The sequence below is a fragment of the Bacillus sp. AK128 genome, assembly GCF_053903075.1.
Window position 1 is genome coordinate 778,366 of sequence record NZ_CP096379.1, and the last position, 17,617, is coordinate 795,982.

At 38.1% G+C, this 17,617-nt stretch carries 18 protein-coding genes; 15 read left to right on the forward strand and 3 right to left on the reverse strand.

All coding sequences use genetic code 11. The features are described from left to right. Window positions 1-6: 6 nt before the first annotated feature. The 13 genes from M1D60_RS03525 (at window position 7) to M1D60_RS03585 (ending at window position 14,060) form a co-directional block, all read left to right on the forward strand. Window positions 7-996 (forward strand): ABC transporter ATP-binding protein, encoded by a 990-nt coding sequence (locus tag M1D60_RS03525; RefSeq protein WP_456277834.1) that lies wholly within the window; start codon window positions 7-9, stop codon window positions 994-996. Further along, window positions 996-2,012 (forward strand): ABC transporter ATP-binding protein, encoded by a 1,017-nt coding sequence (locus M1D60_RS03530; protein ID WP_456277835.1) that lies wholly within the window; start codon window positions 996-998, stop codon window positions 2,010-2,012. Before M1D60_RS03525 ends, M1D60_RS03530 begins: the two co-directional genes overlap by 1 nt. Before the next feature lie 153 nt (window positions 2,013-2,165). Next, the gene (locus M1D60_RS03535) at window positions 2,166-3,296 is read left to right on the forward strand and encodes a M20 family metallopeptidase (protein ID WP_456277836.1); all 1,131 of its coding nucleotides are present in this window, start codon (window positions 2,166-2,168) and stop codon (window positions 3,294-3,296) included. A gap of 43 nt (window positions 3,297-3,339) precedes the next feature. Further along, a complete protein-coding gene (locus M1D60_RS03540) occupies window positions 3,340-4,698 on the forward strand; it encodes a hypothetical protein (protein ID WP_456277837.1) in 1,359 nt (452 codons plus the stop codon). 447 nt (window positions 4,699-5,145) lie between these two features. Next, entirely contained in the window at window positions 5,146-5,715 is a 570-nt protein-coding gene (locus tag M1D60_RS03545) for a biotin transporter BioY (RefSeq protein ID WP_456277838.1), read from the forward strand. 145 nt (window positions 5,716-5,860) lie between these two features. Further along, complete coding sequence (locus M1D60_RS03550; protein WP_456277839.1) at window positions 5,861-7,267, forward strand: AMP-binding protein; 1,407 nt, start codon at window positions 5,861-5,863, stop codon at window positions 7,265-7,267. Window positions 7,268-7,281: 14 nt separating this feature from the next. Next, entirely contained in the window at window positions 7,282-8,424 is a 1,143-nt protein-coding gene (locus tag M1D60_RS03555; RefSeq protein WP_456277840.1) for a thiolase family protein, read from the forward strand. 32 nt (window positions 8,425-8,456) lie between these two features. Then, the gene (locus tag M1D60_RS03560) at window positions 8,457-9,056 is read left to right on the forward strand and encodes a sulfite oxidase-like oxidoreductase (RefSeq protein WP_456277841.1); all 600 of its coding nucleotides are present in this window, start codon (window positions 8,457-8,459) and stop codon (window positions 9,054-9,056) included. A 50-nt stretch (window positions 9,057-9,106) separates the two neighbouring features. Further along, window positions 9,107-9,262 carry a hypothetical protein gene (locus tag M1D60_RS03565; protein ID WP_456277842.1) on the forward strand — a complete coding sequence of 52 codons (156 nt, stop codon included), beginning with the start codon at window positions 9,107-9,109 and terminating at the stop codon, window positions 9,260-9,262. A gap of 644 nt (window positions 9,263-9,906) precedes the next feature. Next, entirely contained in the window at window positions 9,907-10,869 is a 963-nt protein-coding gene (locus tag M1D60_RS03570; protein WP_456277843.1) for an alpha/beta hydrolase, read from the forward strand. Between the two features lie 96 nt (window positions 10,870-10,965). Beyond that, window positions 10,966-11,235: a hypothetical protein gene (locus M1D60_RS03575; RefSeq protein ID WP_456277844.1), complete on the forward strand. Its 270-nt coding sequence runs from the start codon at window positions 10,966-10,968 to the stop codon at window positions 11,233-11,235. Between the two features lie 44 nt (window positions 11,236-11,279). Beyond that, complete coding sequence (locus tag M1D60_RS03580; RefSeq protein WP_456277846.1) at window positions 11,280-11,852, forward strand: GNAT family N-acetyltransferase; 573 nt, start codon at window positions 11,280-11,282, stop codon at window positions 11,850-11,852. A 132-nt stretch (window positions 11,853-11,984) separates the two neighbouring features. Continuing rightward, the gene (locus M1D60_RS03585; protein WP_456277847.1) at window positions 11,985-14,060 is read left to right on the forward strand and encodes a bifunctional diguanylate cyclase/phosphodiesterase; all 2,076 of its coding nucleotides are present in this window, start codon (window positions 11,985-11,987) and stop codon (window positions 14,058-14,060) included. Window positions 14,061-14,297: 237 nt separating this feature from the next. Here M1D60_RS03585 and M1D60_RS03590 read toward each other — a convergent pair whose 3' ends face one another. Then, entirely contained in the window at window positions 14,298-14,471 is a 174-nt protein-coding gene (locus tag M1D60_RS03590; protein ID WP_456277848.1) for an asparagine synthase, read from the reverse strand. A gap of 170 nt (window positions 14,472-14,641) precedes the next feature. Between M1D60_RS03590 and M1D60_RS03595 the strand changes: the two genes are divergently transcribed. Further along, entirely contained in the window at window positions 14,642-15,028 is a 387-nt protein-coding gene (locus tag M1D60_RS03595) for a hotdog fold thioesterase (RefSeq protein ID WP_456277849.1), read from the forward strand. Between the two features lie 34 nt (window positions 15,029-15,062). Here the strand turns inward: M1D60_RS03595 and M1D60_RS03600 are convergent, their stop codons facing one another. Beyond that, window positions 15,063-16,283 carry an MFS transporter gene (locus M1D60_RS03600; RefSeq protein ID WP_456277850.1) on the reverse strand — a complete coding sequence of 407 codons (1,221 nt, stop codon included), beginning with the start codon at window positions 16,281-16,283 and terminating at the stop codon, window positions 15,063-15,065. A 101-nt stretch (window positions 16,284-16,384) separates the two neighbouring features. Further along, window positions 16,385-16,765 carry a kinase-associated lipoprotein B gene (locus M1D60_RS03605; RefSeq protein ID WP_456277851.1) on the reverse strand — a complete coding sequence of 127 codons (381 nt, stop codon included), beginning with the start codon at window positions 16,763-16,765 and terminating at the stop codon, window positions 16,385-16,387. Between the two features lie 102 nt (window positions 16,766-16,867). On the opposite strand from M1D60_RS03605, the gene M1D60_RS03610 reads away from it, so the two are divergent. Continuing rightward, window positions 16,868-17,617 carry a peptidylprolyl isomerase gene (locus tag M1D60_RS03610; RefSeq protein WP_456277852.1) on the forward strand — a complete coding sequence of 250 codons (750 nt, stop codon included), beginning with the start codon at window positions 16,868-16,870 and terminating at the stop codon, window positions 17,615-17,617.

Below are 17,617 nucleotides of genomic sequence, written 5' to 3' on the forward strand. Positions count from 1 at the left end.
ATAATTATGTCAAATGAACAAGCTTTATTAGATATACAACAATTAAAAACTTACTTTTATACCGAAAGTGGCATTGTTCCATCTGTTGATGATGTATCATTTCAGTTAAAAAAGGGAGAAACAGTAGCGATTGTTGGTGAGTCAGGATGTGGGAAAAGTGTAACCTCCCTTTCTGTAATGGGCTTAGTTGGCTCCCCAGGTAAAATCGTTGGAGGGAAAGTGTTATTCGAAGGAAAGGATTTAACCAAGGTATCTAAAAAAGAGATGAGAAAGATTAGGGGTAATGAAATTGCGATGATTTTTCAGGAGCCCTTAACTTCACTAAATCCTGTCTTTACAGTGGGAAGTCAAGTAGCTGAAGCAATCATCCTGCATCAAAATGCTAGTAAAGAAGAGGCAAAACAAAAGACGATTGAGCTTCTTAAAAAAGTAGGGATTCCACGAGCGGAGAAAGTTTATTCAAGCTATCCTCACTCATTGAGTGGTGGGATGAGACAGCGTGTAATGATTGCGATGGCACTTTCTTGTAATCCAAAGTTGCTTATTGCCGATGAGCCTACAACTGCTTTAGATGTAACGATTCAGGCGCAGATTCTACATCTTATGAAGGAACTATCTAGAGACAATGAGACGGCAATCATGCTGATTACTCATGATCTAGGTGTAGTGGCTGAAATGGTCGACCGCGTGATTGTCATGTATGCAGGGCAGGTCGTTGAACAGACCGATGTTTTTACTCTTTTCAGAGAAGCTAAGCATCCTTATACACAAGGACTATTAAAGAGTACACCTAAGATACATGAACTAAAAGAAGAATTGGAAAGTATTGAAGGAGCCGTTCCAACCCCGGCAGAGATGCCAAGAGGCTGTAAGTTCCATCCTAGATGTCCATTTGCAATGGAACAATGTATCACAGATGAGCCAAAGCTATCCGATTTAAATGGAGGCCATCAAGTTCGTTGCTGGTTATATAAGGAAGAGGAGGTGGCCGTATAATGAGCATGAATCAAGTGATTGTTGAAGAACAAAATCATGAGGATGAATATCTCTTAGAAATAATTGGTTTAAAAAAATACTTCGATCTCTCCGAAGGTTGGTTTAGCAAGAAAAAGCAATATTTACGTGCAGTCGATGGGATAGATTTTAAGGTGAAAGCTGGAGAAACCCTGGGAATAGTCGGTGAATCTGGCTGTGGGAAATCTACAACCGGAAATGTCATTATGCGTCTACTTGAACCCACAGAAGGGCAAATTATCTTTGATGGTGTTGATATTAGTCATTTGTCAGCTGAGGAGCTTAGAAGGAAAAGAAAGGATATCCAAATGATATTCCAAGACCCTTTTTCTTCATTAAATCCAAGGATGAGAGTATTTGATATTATAGCAGAGCCGTTACGAACCCATAAAATAGCCAAGGGAAAAGAGTTGGATGCTCAAGTCTATGAATTGATGAAGGTAGTTGGTTTAGACCAAAGCTATGCAAAAAGATTTCCTCATGAATTTAGTGGAGGACAGCGGCAACGTATTGGAATTGCCCGTGCCTTGGCTTTAAAACCGAAGCTAATTATTTGTGATGAACCAGTTTCTGCTTTAGATGTTTCGATTCAATCTCAAATTTTGAATCTATTAAGCAAGTTACAAAAGGAGTTTAACTTAACCTTCATCTTTATTGCTCATGGATTACCTGCTGTTAAGCATATTAGTGATCGTATTGCGGTTATGTACCTCGGGAAAGTGGTTGAAATTGCTACAAAGGAACAGCTTTTTACCAAACCCATGCACCCATATACAGAAGGGTTATTGGCTGCCGTACCAATACCAGATCCGACACTAAGAGATATGAAAAAGCATATTTTACTAGAAGGCGATATGCCAAGCCCTGCAAACCCACCATCAGGCTGTCGTTTTCATACAAGATGTACCTATGCCACAGAGAAATGTGCGACAGAGGAACCGAAACTTGCCGCAAGAGAAGATGGTCATTTTGTAGCGTGCCATTATCCACTTAACTGATTGATAAGCAAATATAGTCGATTTTTGTTATGATAATTAGATTGGGATGTAAGTTAAAACTATTAGGTAAAATAGAATAAGGTAAAATAACCTTAATGCCGAGACAGAAGTTGCTAGTTTTTTAGCAATGATAGATAGAGGAGATAGGGAAATATGGACATATTTTTAAAACAAAAAGAATCTGAAATGCTGGAGCTACTTGAAACACTGGTTAATATTGATAGTGGTTCTTATGTAAAAGCAGGAATCGATCAAGTTGGGAAAATACTAAAAAAAGAATACGAAGCTTTAGGACTTCAGGTGGATGTTCACCAACAAGAGGAGTTTGGGAATAACATCACGATTAGACATCCTGAATCCAAACAAGCAGACATCATTATCGTTGCTCATATGGACACCGTTTTTCCTGATGGGACAGCAGCAAGCAGACCTTTTTCAAGGGACGAAAAGAAAGCCTATGGACCTGGGGTAATTGACATGAAGGCAAGTCAAGTCGCTGTCCTTTATGCGATAAAGGCACTTATTGACAGTGGTGATGACTCTTATAAGAATGTTCATATCGTTCTTAATGGGGACGAAGAAATAGGATCTGATTCTTCAAAAGAACTGATTCAAGAGGTAGCGAAAGGAAAAAAATATGCTCTGATTGTTGAACCAGGAAGAGCAGACGGTTCAGTCGTTTCTCAACGAAAAGGTGGTGGGCGCTTTAGTATGCTAATTAAAGGGAAGGGTGCCCACTCAGGAGTTGAACCACAAAAGGGAAGAAGTGCAAATGAAGAGCTAGCTCATAAAATTGTGAAGCTGCATGCTTTAAATAATTATGAGGAAGGGCTAACTGTAAATGTTGGGCTGGTTGAAGGGGGAACCTCTGTTAATACCGTGGCTCCTGTTGCCCAAGGGCATATTGATGTGAGAGTTGTGACTATGGAACAAGCAAAACAAGTTACGAAAGCCATTAAAGAAATATGCTCTACTCCGGATGTTGAGGGCACAACCATCGAATTAAGTGGAGAAATAACAAGACCACCAATGGTTCCTAACGAGGAGAGTAAACAGTTATTAAAAATAATTAGAGAAGTAGGAAAAGAAATAGGGGTAGATGTAAAAGCCACCAAAACAGGCGGAGGATCGGATGGTAATTATATTGCGGCTATGGGAGTCGTCACCATTGATGGACTAGGACCTGTGGGAGGAAATGCTCATAGTGATCAAGAGTATCTTGATATCGATACATTTGTTGAGAGAACCCTTCTATTAGCTAAAACAATTCAAAGATTATCGTAACTTTAAAAATACAGATTGAATATATAGATAGGATGAATGATGTATGAAACTCATATTAGGGATTATTGGTCCAAAAGATTCAACTAATAGAATCAAGGCAGTTGGAGAGAAATACTTTTCAGAAGCTTTTGAGTTTATACCAATTGAATATGAAGTCATTCACGAGTTAGATCAATTAATCCCTGATTATGAGAAGTATGAAATTGATTTTTGGTTTTTCTCCGGGCAGGCACCGTACAGCTATGCCCTGTTACACCAACTTGTGGATAGTGGGGATTCTTTTTATCCTCCACTTGCCGGATCTAGTCTTTATCGTAGCTTGATAAAAATCATCTTAGAAAATAAGGTGCATTGGGAAAGTATGAGTTTTGACACACTCGACCATGAAGATGTAGAAGAAGCATTCAGTGATGCCGGTTTACAGGTAGATTTATTCACACTTCCATATGAAGGTTTTAAAGACAATGAAGAAATCTATCAATTTCATCGTAGTCTTTATGTTACAGGGAAGGTGCAGTTATGTTTGACTTGTATCAGTCATGTATATGAGAGACTGCTTGAGGAAAGAATCCCAGTTTATCGTGTTTCTCCTACTAAAAATGTAATCAAACGCATTTTTCCTAACATCATAAATAAAGCTAAATCAAATGCCTATCAGCGTTCGCAGGTTAGTGTCATTGCGGTAGAAATTGATAGTACGGATTGGCTTACCTTACGAAGAAAGCAAACCTTTGATATAAGGCGAAAGGAACAGAAGCTAGAACAATATCTAGTGGATTTTACCGAGAGAGCAAGGGGCTCGTTTGTACGAATTGGGGATGGGCTTTACTTTATCTTTGTTACCTGGGGAAAATTGGAGGATTTAGAGCATAGTCAAGAACTGCAAAATCTCTCTTCTATGATCCTAAACATGACGGATTACCATATTCAAATTGGGCTTGGACATGGCTATACTGTTAATGAGGCAGAACTCAATGCCCGAAAGGCTCTTCAATATGCTCATGAAAAAAAAGAGCCATGTATTATGAAAGTGCAACAGGACGGAACAGTTGTCGGTCCCCTATCTACTGATAAAAGTATCCGATTTTCTACTCGACACTTAAGTGAGTTTATCGAAAAAAGAATGATGGAATTGAAAGCGGATACCACCATTAGTCTAAGTATGATTTCAAAAGTTTATGCCCTATCGCAGCACAATAAAAAGAAAGAAGTAACAGCTCAAGAGCTTGCCTCTTGGCTACAAGTTACCGATCGAAGTGCACGAAGAATATTAAGAGAATTACATACATTGAGATTAGTAAAGGAAGTTGGAGAAGAGCAGCCTGGGGTGAGGGGAAGGCCGCGGAAAATTTACTTATTTGAATGGGATAGCCTTCAGACCAGCTCTGGGGGAATTATATAAATGATTATGTAGGGCTGGGGAGTTTTTCTCTTCAGTCCTTGTTTTTTGGATTAATCCTGAGGAGAGTGCTGGTTGATAGGGTGGCAAATGCCGATATTATGATAAAAGTGGCCGATAAATGTTTAGAACTCGCCGATATAATTTGAAAGTTGCCGATATGTTTGAGCAAAGCGCCGATAAGATTACACATCTCGCCGATATCGAACCAAACCGGGAATTAAGAGCTTAACTAATGCAATATTCTAAAGGGTTGTATATAGCTAGAATCAGAATAAAGGTATACAATCTATACTTTCTATAGAGAAAATGCCTCCAAAATAAGTAATTTCTCCAATAACTCGAATATAATAGTTAAAAAACTATATGTTAACCAAAATTAAAAACAAGTTGACATATAAAAAGAATTTTACTATATTCAGAGTAGAAACAATACAGGGAGGCCTTTGTATGAAGCTAAAGGATATGATGTACATAGCAATGTTTACTGCTGTAGTGGCTGCACTTGGATTAATTCCACCCATTCCGGTTCCATTTATCCCAGTGCCTATAACCGGACAAACTTTTGGTGTAATGTTAGCAGGTGCCGTTTTAGGAGCAAAGCGTGGGGGATTAAGTCTATTAATCTTTGTTCTACTTGTTGCTGCAGGTGCACCAATATTAGCAGGATTCCGTGGTGGAATTGGTATTTTAGTTGGTAGCAGTGGTGGGTATATTATGAGCTGGCCGATCGCAGCGTTTGTAATTGGTTTTCTAGTGGAAAAGTATTGGAATCGTGTCAACCTTCCAAGTATGATTCTATTTAATATTGTGGGTGGAATTATTGTTGTTTATTTAGGTGGAATTACATATCTATCATTCTTAACGGATACGCCTTGGATCACTGTGGCAACTGGTAATCTTGCATTCATACCAGGTGATTTAGTAAAGGTTGTAGTGGCTAGTGTCATTGCAATAAGATTGAAAAAGTCATACCCTATCATTGAAACAAAAACGAAGAATCATCCGAAAGTTGCGTAAGCTGTCTGCCATTAAGGCAGACTTTTTTTCGTTAACAGCTTAAAATAAAGGAATAATACTGGCTATACACCGAAACTAAATGTTACGAAATCAACAAAGTTTTAGAAAAGAGCCTAAGGAAAGAAACGTAAGGGAGTAGGGTAGGATGACTATTGGGCAAGAGCTTTTGACATATAAACATTCACAACCAAATAAGGCGGCCATTATTTACAAAAATAGAACTATTACATATATCGAATTTATTAATCATATAGAGTCAATTCAAAATTACTTAAAAAGGCTGTACGGCGAACAAAACGATGTGCGGATTGCCTTAAAGCTTGGGAATGAACCAGCCTTCTTGGAGGTTTATTATGCAGCTATTCTTCTTGGGTACAAGTGTATTCCCATTGATCCTAAGTGGACCGCTATCAATCTAGAAAATGTTTTAAAGACCAGTAAGCCAGAATTAATCGTAACAGCAGAAGTTTATGAAGAAATGCTTCGTTCACCAGTTACTACAGCCATTGAAGCTATCGCTCGTCCCCTTGACATATTTTATATTGGCTTTACATCTGGATCTACTGGAACACCGAAAGGATTTCAGAGGCATCACTATTCATGGACAGAAAGCTTTGACGGATGTGATCAGGCTTTTAAGTTAACAGATGAGGATATTTTTAGTGCACCTGGACCTCTTTGCCATTCTTTAACATTGTTTGCAGCTACATATTCGCTTCATATAGGTGCCACTTTTGTTTTAACTGAGAAATTTGAAAGTAAAGAGTTACTTGAATCGTTAGTGACCAATGAGGTGTCTGTCTTGTTTGTCGTACCTACGATGCTACAGGCTGTTATAAATGAAGATATTAATAGCCCAATCCTTTCTTTGAAAAAAATTCTCTCATCTGGTGCGAAGTGGAACACGGCTTCCAAGAATAAAATTAAGAGTCTATTTCCAAAAAGTGAACGCTATGAGTATTACGGTGCATCTGAAACGAGCTTTATCTCGTACCTTGATGAAAATCAAAATCTTACAAAGCCTCAGTCTGTAGGAAGGGCTTTCCCAGGTGTTGAGGTGTTAATTAAAGATAAAGAAGGTAACATCAAGCAACCAAATGAGGTAGGACTTTTATACATTAGAAGTTCTATGATTTTTTCAGGCTATCTTCATGATCTCCAAAATAAAACTCAGCTAGAAGAAATAACGGTTGGAGATCTTGCTTATATCGACGAAGAGGGATTTATTACCCTTGTCGGTAGGGAAAAGAACATGATCATTAGCGGGGGATTAAATATTTACCCTGAAGAAATTGAATTACACTTAAAGAAGCTTGAATTAATAGATGAAGTAGTAGTGACTGGCAAAGAGGATGAGTATTGGGGAGAGCGGGTGGTTGCGTTTATAAAGTGGAGGGATGAACAGAGGCTTGATGATCAATTTCTAAAGGAGCACTGTTTAAAAGAACTACCTGCTTATAAATATCCAAAGGTATTTTATCCTGTAAAGACGATTCCTCTTACATCAAGTGGTAAGGTAGATAGGAATGAACTGTTAGCGACTATGAGGTAAGTGAGGGTGAAAAAATGAGGAAAGTGATGATCGTTTCCGCAAAGCGAACGCCAATCGGAAAAGTTGGTGGGGTGTTAAAGAATATATCACCAGAGCGGATGGCTGCAGCGGTATTAAAACAGATCGTAGAAGAAGTTCAGTTACCTCCAATGGAAATTGATGAAGTAATCTTAGGAAATACAATAGGACCAGGTGGGAATCTGGCAAGATTGGCAGCATTAACAGCAGGTTTTCCACATGAAGTGCCAGGTGTAACGATTGACCGTCAATGTGGTTCAGGGTTAGAAGCCATTAATATCGCAGCTAGGCACATACAAGCAGGTGCAGGCCATGTCTACCTAGCTGGTGGAGTAGAAAGCACAAGCTTAGCCCCTTGGAAAATCGAAAAACCGACCTCTATTTACTCAGTGGAATCACCGCGAATTTACTCTAGAGCTAGATTTGCACCAGAAGATATAGGGGACCCTGATATGGGAATTGCCGCTGAAAATGTAGCTGAAGTATTTGGAATCTCAAGAGAAGACCAAGACATCTATGCAGATAAAAGCCATAAGAAGGCCGTTGAATCAAAGCTTTCTGAAAGGTTTAAACAAGAAATAGTGACAATCAATGGAATCAGTGAAGATGAATGCCCGCGTGAAAGAACAAGTCCTGAAAGATTGGCAAGGTTAAGACCCGTTTTTAAAAGAGATGGAACGGTAACAGCGGGAAATGCCTGCCCAATTAACGACGGTGCAGCTGTTGTACTGTTAATGTCAGAGGAAAAATGTAATGAGCTAGGAATTTCCCCCATTGCTCAATTCATTGATTCAACAAGTGCCGGAGTTGATCCGAATTTACTAGGAATCGGACCAGTCCCAGCTGTTAAAAAGCTGTTAAGCCGAAATAAACTCTCGATTGAAGACATCGATTTAGTAGAGTTCAATGAAGCATTTGCCTCACAGGTGCTTGCTTCACTTCGGGAGCTACAAATTAAAGAGGAAATTGTGAATATGGGTGGAGGTGCGATCGCTCTTGGACACCCATATGGTGCCTCTGGAGCAATCTTAATCACAAGGTTATGTGCGGAACTAACTAGCCTTCAGAAAAAGCGGGGTCTTGCTACATTGGGAATTGGTGGAGGCTTAGGTGTTGCTACGCTAATAGAACGTGTATAATACTTTGTAAAAACGCTAGGAAGGAGAATTCTATGTACTTTGGTAAGCCCAAACCTAAAAATGATGCTTCAAGAGTACCTCCTAATCAAAATGTAACGACTACATTTCCCGTTTTACATAATGGAAATGTCCCTTATTATAAAGAGGATTTGTCAGACTGGAATTTGAAAATTGATGGTCTTGTTAAACAGCCTGCAACCTATACGTTTCATGAACTTAAAGAATTTACAGCCATAAAGGAATTGAATGATATCCATTGTGTAACAGGCTGGTCAAAGCTTGACAATGAGTGGGAAGGCATCTCAACCAAGCTTCTTCTTGAAAAATCGGGGATTCTGCCAGAAGCTAAATATGCCATCATTCATGCGGAGGAAGGCTGGAGTACCAATTTACCTCTTGAGGATTTCATTCGTGAGACAAGCATGCTCGCTCATAGTCATAATGGAAAACCGTTAACGCCTGAGCATGGCTATCCACTTCGAGTTGTCATCCCCCATCTATATTTCTGGAAGAGTGCTAAATGGGTTAGAGGAATTGAACTAACGAAGGACGACCAACCAGGTTTTTGGGAAAAGAACGGTTATCACATGTATGGGGATCCTTGGAAGGAGCAAAGATTTACTTGGGACTAACATTTAGAGGATTTAGAGAATATCCTTAGTGATGAAGGACAAAACAAGTAGTGGAAGCCAGTAGAAAGTCCTTCGTCCCGTTGATGAAGGACCAAAAGAGTAGTGAGTACCTTGAGAAAGTCCTTCATCCGGTTGATGAAGGACAAAAGAGCTGTGAAAACCTTGAGAAAGTCCTTCATCCGGTTGATGAAGGACCAAAAGAGTAGTGAGTACCTTGAGAAAGTCCTTCATCCTGTTGATGAAGGACAAAACAAGCAGTCAAAGCCAGTAGAAAGTCCTTCATCCTGGTGATGAAGGACAAAACAGGCAGTGAAGGCCAGTAGAAAGTCCTTCATCCTGGTGATGAAGGACAAAACAGGCAGTGAAGGCCAGTAGAAAGTCCTTCATCCCGTTAATGAAGGACAAAACAAGTAGTGGAAGCCTGGAGAAAGTCCTTCATCCTGGTGATGAAGGACAAAACAAGCAGTGAAAGCCAGTAGAAAGTCCTTCATTCCCCAGATGAAAGATCTACTTTTGCAACAATGCTTTAAAACCTTTGAAAATAATAACAAAAGAAAATACTAGAACAACAATGACTCCGATTAATACAATAATAGACTTTAAACTGGCAAGGGCGATTCCAGCTACAGGTAAAATGATGAGCGCGTAAGCCGGCCAATATTGAGGCTAAAAATATGATATTCATGGCTTCTTTAATATTACTGTGTATTATTTACCTAATTTTGGTAAAAGTAGACAACCCCCTTTACATAGGATAAAAGATGGAACTTTATTTCCTTTTTTTTCACACACCATTTGAAGTAAAAATAAATTATGATAGAAGTACTATATTAAAAAGCGGTGATCATCAATGAGAGTCTTACTTGTTATTAAGCCTCAGCAGTTTAAACATCTACTGTTAAATTCAATTTTATTACTCTTATTTTTTATCATTGCCATTACTGGCGCCTCTGTTTATGTTGGTTATAAAGTGATGAGCCCAATTAAATTAGCAATTTTAAATTTACCTACCGCATATGAGATGGAATATGAGGATGTTACCTTTTCAAATATATATGATGGAGTGGAGTTAAAGGGATGGTGGATTCCGAGCTCTAGAAAGGATTATATCACCCATAAGGCAGTCATATTTTCCCATAGCTATGGGGATAATCGCGAAAGAATGCCTATTGAAACTCTCAAGTTAGCAAAAAGACTTTCAACAGAAGGCTTTCATGTATTTATGTACGATTTTCGAAACAGTGGTGAGTCAAGTGGGCGCTTTACGACGATTGGTTTAAAGGAAAAAACAGATCTATTATCCGCAATTCACTATGTGAAAAATGACAAAAACATTCATGAAATCGGATTACTTGGTTGGTCAATGGGAGCGTCCACTTCAATTATTGTAGGAAGCGAATCTGATGACATTAAAGCGGTTATTGCCGATAGTCCATTTGCTGATTTAGAAACGTACACAAAGCAAAGCTTCACCTATTGGACAGGGCTACCTAGCCAGGTAGGGGATTATATGGTCAATATTGCTGAAAATATTTTCATTGATTTGAATATATCCGGTATTAAACCTTATATGGCAGCTAGACTCTATGAAACTAAAGGGTTAATGCTGATTCATAGCACAAAAGATGGGGCGATTTCCTATAAACAGAGTGAACTCATTTTTAGTAATGCTCCTAATGCTGAAATCTGGATTACCAAAAAAGGTGGGCATATCCGAAACTATAAGCATCAAAAGGAAAAATATGAGGAAAGAGTCATTGAATTTTTAAATAAATACCTTCAAGATGACAAGCTGATGTTTAGTGGCTTATAAGTAATGGACCGTCAAAATGGCGGTCTTTTTTTAGTGGTAACGAAACCTTGCTTCCGGATATTCGTATAAATATAATAGGAAAGGATGGTGGCTAAGATGATTGTAACCATTTGTGTTATAGCATCTGTGCTTTTACTTTATGCTTGTTTAAGTATGTATCTAAATAGAAAATGGGTGTTATATTCCACTACGTTTGGCTATGAGAATTATTTTAAATTGGTTTCAAGGCTACAGCAGTCTGGGATTCGATATAAGACAAAGACTCCATTGGGAACTCAGCGACATCGAGATTTATTAGGGAATAGAGATAATACACAATATGACATATATGTAAAAAAAGAAGACGAAGGTCGTCCCTTACAATAAATACTGGTAGGGAATGATAAACTATAATATAAGGGGGAATAAGCATGAGTCAAATTATTGAAGAAAATGGGTGGATGACGAAACCACCCATTATTGAAACAGAGAATTATGTTTTGAGAGGTATTTCACTTGAGGATGCTCCTCTATTACTACCGTTTTTATCAAATAAAGATACGATGAAATTTATAACTCCACGTCCGGTTCAAACAATTGCCGAAGTGGAAGAAAGTATAAATAAAAGCTTGCGAGATTTTTCTTTGCAAAAAGAAATTCCTTGGGTCATTATTCATAAAAGTGAGAATGAGTTGATTGGAATGTTTCGTTTTCATAAACTACATATGTGGCATCAGAAGACTGAAATGGGTGTCGTGATAAGGAAGGATTACCAGCATAAAGGAGTTATGAGTGAAATTTTAAAGGATATGCTGGATTTTGGCTTTCATACATTAGGGTTAAACCGAATTGTGGGTGATATTTTTGCGGGTAATCAAGGGTCACAGAAACTGCTCCTTAAGTATGGCTTCAAAAAGGACGGGCAACTAAGACAAACTGATTTTGATGGGGAACAATTTCATGACACGATTGTATACTCCTTATTAAAGTCTGAATACGAGTAAGAGGGGTAGAAACAAAGGGACGTATAGGTCTCTTTTTTCTATGTAAAAATAAACAAAATAGTGATATCATAAAGTAGAATTTTGTCGAAAAGTGTGTGCTTTGTTAGTTTATCTATTTAAGGAAGTGGCTTTGTGGAATTTAGTTCAAACAAACATGATAGATGGATTAATCAGGAAGAAACAAATGTAACTAGTATGATTAATAATGAATTTTCAACCTTTTGGTTTAGGGATATTCAAACGGGAGAACTAAAGGTCTCCAAGGGAATAGAATCCTTATATAAGCGAGCATCAGTCGAGTTTGAAAAGGATCCTACCTTATGGAAACGACTTTTTTATCAAGATGATCAAGCTGTGATTAATTTAATTGAACAAAAATTACTCGAGGGAGAAGCAACCGATTTTGAATACCGAATTATCCTCCCCGATCAGACAACTCGCTGGATTAGAGACCGTGCAATACCTATAAAAGATGAAAATAATCAAGTGATAAGAACATATGGTTTTCTTACTGATGTGACGGATTATAAGAATCTCCAGTTTGAATTAACTCAAAAACAACAGCAGATTCAGCAAATAATTGAGTCAGTTGAAATGATTGTGTGGACACATAACTTCCTTTCAGGAGATACCATTTACTCTGCCAACTCTGAAAAGATATTTGGAGTTCCTCCTGAAGCGTTTCAAGAGAATTCAAACCTTTGGTGGGAGGTTATTCATCCTGAGGATGTTGATACAGCCTTTAGGCATCTAAATACTCTTAATCAAGGTCATGCAACCTCAAACACATATCGGATCATTCGGCCTGGAGATGGACAACTCAGATGGATCAATGACCGTGTTATTGCTACTAAAGATAAAAATGACAAGGTTGTTGGTTTTCAAGGAGTAAAGGTAGATGTAACGGAAAGTAAGATGGCAGAAGAGAAAATGCACTTCATGGCCTACCACGATTCCTTAACTGGTTTACCAAATCGGTATCACCTCAATGAGAGGTTAAACCAACAGCTTGGTTTATATCATGGTACTGAGTTGAATCTTGCCATCCTTTTTATTGATTTAGATCGATTTAAGTTGATTAATGATACGTTAGGACATCATTATGGTGATTTACTATTAAAGGAAACGGCTAGCCGGTTAGAGGGAATTCTTTCTGCAAATGGAATCGTTGCCAGACAGGGTGGAGATGAATTTATCATATTGGTTGAAGAAACCAGTCGGAAACAGGTAGAAGAAATAGCGAGGAAGATTATTGAGGATTTCTCCCACCCGTTTGTACTCGAGGGAAAGGAATTTTTCACAACTCCTAGTATAGGAATCAGCATCTATCCAGAGGATGGTATAGATGGTGAAACCTTAGTTAGAAACGCTGATCTATCCATGTATGAAGCAAAACGAAATGGTAAAAACCGATATCGATTCTTTGAAGCTAATCAAAGTAATCAAGCAAGTAAAACGATCTCCATGGAAATTGCATTAAGGAAAGCGTTAATGAATCATGAGTTCCGTTTACACTATCAGCCCATTATTGACATGAAAACCGATGATGTTGTTGCTCTAGAGGCTCTCATTAGGTGGGAAAATCCAACACAAGGACTCGTGTCCCCGTTAGATTTTATCCCGTTAGCAGAAGAGACAGGATTAATTGTATCAATCGGAGAATGGGTGATGTCAACAGCTTGTTTGCAAACAAAACAATGGCATGAGCTAGGTCATGATGTGCAAATTTCCATTAATGTGTCAATTAGGCAGTTCCAAGAGGAAAACTTCGTGGACACGGTAGAGCATGTATTAAACCAGGCTGGTTTAGATCCAAGCTATTTGATCTTAGAAATAACGGAATCGGTTATGCAGAACACTAGTAAATCTATCACTATTATCAATAGATTAAAGGACCTTGGAGTTCAAATTGCCATCGATGATTTCGGTACAGGCTATTCATCTTTGAGTGTTCTAAGAAATTTAACCTTAGATAAAATAAAAATTGATAAAACATTTGTTAATGATATTGGAACAAAGATGGATCCAATTTTAAAAACGATGATTGACCTAGCAAAAAATCTAAATATGGCAATCGTCGCAGAGGGTGTCGAGAGTATTGAGCATGTTGGATATCTAAAGGAACATCATTGTGATTATGGACAGGGGTATTTTTATACGAAGCCCTTGACGGTTGAACAAATGGAAGTATGGATGAAAAACAGATAAGGCTCTTTTCTAAAACTTTGTTGCTCTCGTGACATTTAGGTTGGCTAAACAACCAGTTTTATAAGCAAATTGAATATAGATTAGAAAAGAGCAACTCTCTTTATGTATAGAGAGATCTTGATACTAAGGTAAAAATCAGGCTTTTGGGATTTTTACGCAAAGCAACAATCTATACGAAAATAGCCATAGATAAAAAGCGAGCTATCATTATGACAGCTCGCTTTTTGAGTGGAATTCCTAACGGCGGTGTTCAACTAAATCAATCGCGCCTAGTACAACATGGGCTAAGCCGAAACCGAAGATAGTATTCGACACCATCGGACTTACTTTGTGAGTCTGTTTTAATGCATAACCAGTTGCTGTTACAGCCGTACCTAAAACAGTTGGTATTAACCCTTCACGAATGTCCATTGTAAGCCCTCCTTGAGTGTTTGGAATTCGTTTATTATCATATCCAAAGCTTGTTCGTGATATGGTTGGAAAAATTTTTAATCCAAGTGTTATTTAACTTATTAGCAGGATTCCAAATCCTCTCTGTAGAAAGAACTATACATACAGCATTTGGAAGGAGATTTCAGAAAATGACTGATCGGAAAACGCTACTTGATTCATTAGGTATTGAGATAACATTACTAGAAGAGGGAAAAGTAACGGCTACAATGCCAGTTGATGAACGTACACATCAGCCTTTTGGGGTTTTGCATGGAGGTGCTTCTGTTGCTCTTGCGGAAACTGTTGCAAGTGTGGGTTCATATCATTTGGTTGATCAACAAACAGAGGGCTGTGTAGGTTTAGAGATTAATGCGAATCATATCAAATCCAAAAGTGATGGAGTGGTAACTGCTCATGGAACGATTCTTCATCAGGGAAGATCAACGATGGTTTGGGATATAAAAATCGTAGACGAACAAGAAAGGCTTATTAGCGTTTCAAGGTGTACAGTTGCAGTAATCAAATTGAAAAACTAAAAAGGTCCTAAGATGGACCTTTCTTAGTTTGAAATCAAGCAGATAATGAGCCCTCTTGTGCCGCATCTACACGTCTTAACATAAACCATAAGATAAATGCAGCAACTAAAAATAGTGAGCCTGTAATAATAAAGACACTAGCAATTCCAAATACTCCGGATAAAATACCTCCAAGTGATGGACCAATTACGTTTCCAAGAAAACGAAAGCTTACATTATAGCCTAATACTTCTCCCTGCACAGATGAGTGAGAAAGCTCTCGAATATAAGCAGTCATACACGGAATCATTCCACCAAGCGCTATTCCAAAGAAAAAGCGTAGTACCACTAACTGCCACATTGACGTAACAAAGGCTTGTGGTATAAAGAAAATGGCAGCAAAGATCAATAGAATTAGTAGGACCTTTTCATATCCGATTTTATCTCCAAGCTGCCCCCACCGTCTTGTTGCGAGTAAATTTCCTAGACCCGTGATTGAAAAGGCAAGACCAGCTAATAAAGCAATGTTCGTACCATTATTTAACTGATTTACGTAAAGAGCAAGAACAGGTTGAATGCTGAAGTTAGCAACTTGAATGATCAAAGAAACAATCATGGTCATAAATAATAACGGTGATTGAACAATTTGTAGAAATACCTCTTTACGTGAATATATTTTCGTATTCTTCGGTTTAATTTTTTCTACTTCTTTTACGCCGAATGTAACTAATAACGCAGCTCCAAAAATAAAGAAAGAAGTCAAAATAAATGTATATTGAAAACCAACAAGGTCCACAATTAAACCACCTAATAGGGGTCCAAGAAGGCCTCCGGAAACGGTTCCTGTTTGGAGTGTTGCCAAGGTTTTACCAGCTACTTCTTTAGAAGTTTGCGAGGAAATGAATGCAATAGAAGTAGGGATAAACCCGGTTACAACTCCCATTATTAACCTGAGGATAAATAATTGTTGCACAGATTCTACAAATCCCATAAAAAAGATACTAATTGAAATTCCAAATCCGGTAATCATTAAAATTCGCTTGTAGCCATGCTTATCGCTCACCCTTCCCCATAATGGAGAAAAGAATAAGGCTGATAAAAAAGTTATACTAAATACAAACCCAGACCACCGTTGAACATAGTCCTCTGAAAACTCACCAAACGTTCCAATATAAAGAGAGAGAAAAGGAAGAACCATCGTTGCACTTGCGGCTACAAAAAAATTTGCAATCCACATAATGATCAAGTTCTTTTTCTTAGTTTGAATTTTGTTCACCTTCTGTCTAATATTTCGTCTCCCTAAATACTATAGTATAAAGTATGTTTTTTCAAGGGAACTGGGTATAAAAAAACCTCCCATTGGGGAGGTAAATAAGATTAGAAATATTCTTTTTCTAGTTGAGTCAACTTTTCTAATGAAAGCAACGCCCATTCGCTTTCGTCCTCTTTGAGCTCTGCCATATAGCCGTCCAATGCTTCTTTAAGTGATTCCTTATATGGTGGGATTTCTCCTTCATATTTTTTCACCATGGCTCTTGGGATATTAGTTTGTTCTCTCTCAGCTAAGGCACGTCTTTCATGGAACAAATCAACATTAACCTGCTTGGGATTATGAAGATCTCCTTGCGTTGGATGCTTGATCACGGCTTGAACTCTAACTAAATAATGTTCAGGTCTAACATTTGTTATTTCACCAATATATACACCTGTTTTATATGGGGCTCTTACAACATCCCCTATTTTAAGCTGTTCGTTCATAAATTCTCCTCATTTCTATAATGGTTTCTCTGTCTTAATACTATCATATTGGACAAGCTTAGATTAAAATGTTGTTATGATTAATAGGAGGTTGAGTGTAGAATGAAGAAGTTTTTGTTTGTAATAATTAGTATGCTTTTTTTAGCTGCATGTGGAACTGAAGAACAAGGGGAAACAACAGAACAACAAGGTGAAACAACAGAACAACAGGGTGAAACAACAGAACAAGGAAGCGTTACTAATTTAGAATGTACTGCAATAGCTGGGGAAGGACTGCGTCAGCTACAAGAAGATAACGGATGTCCAAAGGTTGAAATGGTTACATCGATGGGAACAATTACGATTGAATTATATCCCGATGTTGCACCAAAGGCTGTTGAAAACTTCATTACTCATAGTAAGGATGGATATTATGATGGCTTAACCTTTCATCGAATCATGAATGAATTTATGATTCAAGGTGGAGACCCACAAGGTACGGGTACGGGTGGTGAAAGTATTTACGGAACAGCATTTGAGGATGAGTTCTCTGAAGATGTGATGCATCTAAGAGGAGCTCTTTCTATGGCGAACTCTGGGCCGAATACAAATGGAAGTCAATTTTTCATCGTTCAGAAAACAAGCATAGAGGATGAACTTCTAAAGCAAATGGAGGAAGCAAAATTCCCTGAAGAAATCATCAAGGCATATGAAGAAAATGGCGGAACTCCATGGTTAGATAATAAACATACTGTATTTGGACAGGTTGTAAATGGTTTAGACGTTGTGGATGCTATCGCAGCTGTAGAGGTTGATGGTCAAAGTAAACCAACTGAACCAGTGGTAATTGAAAAAATAAATGTACTAGAATAG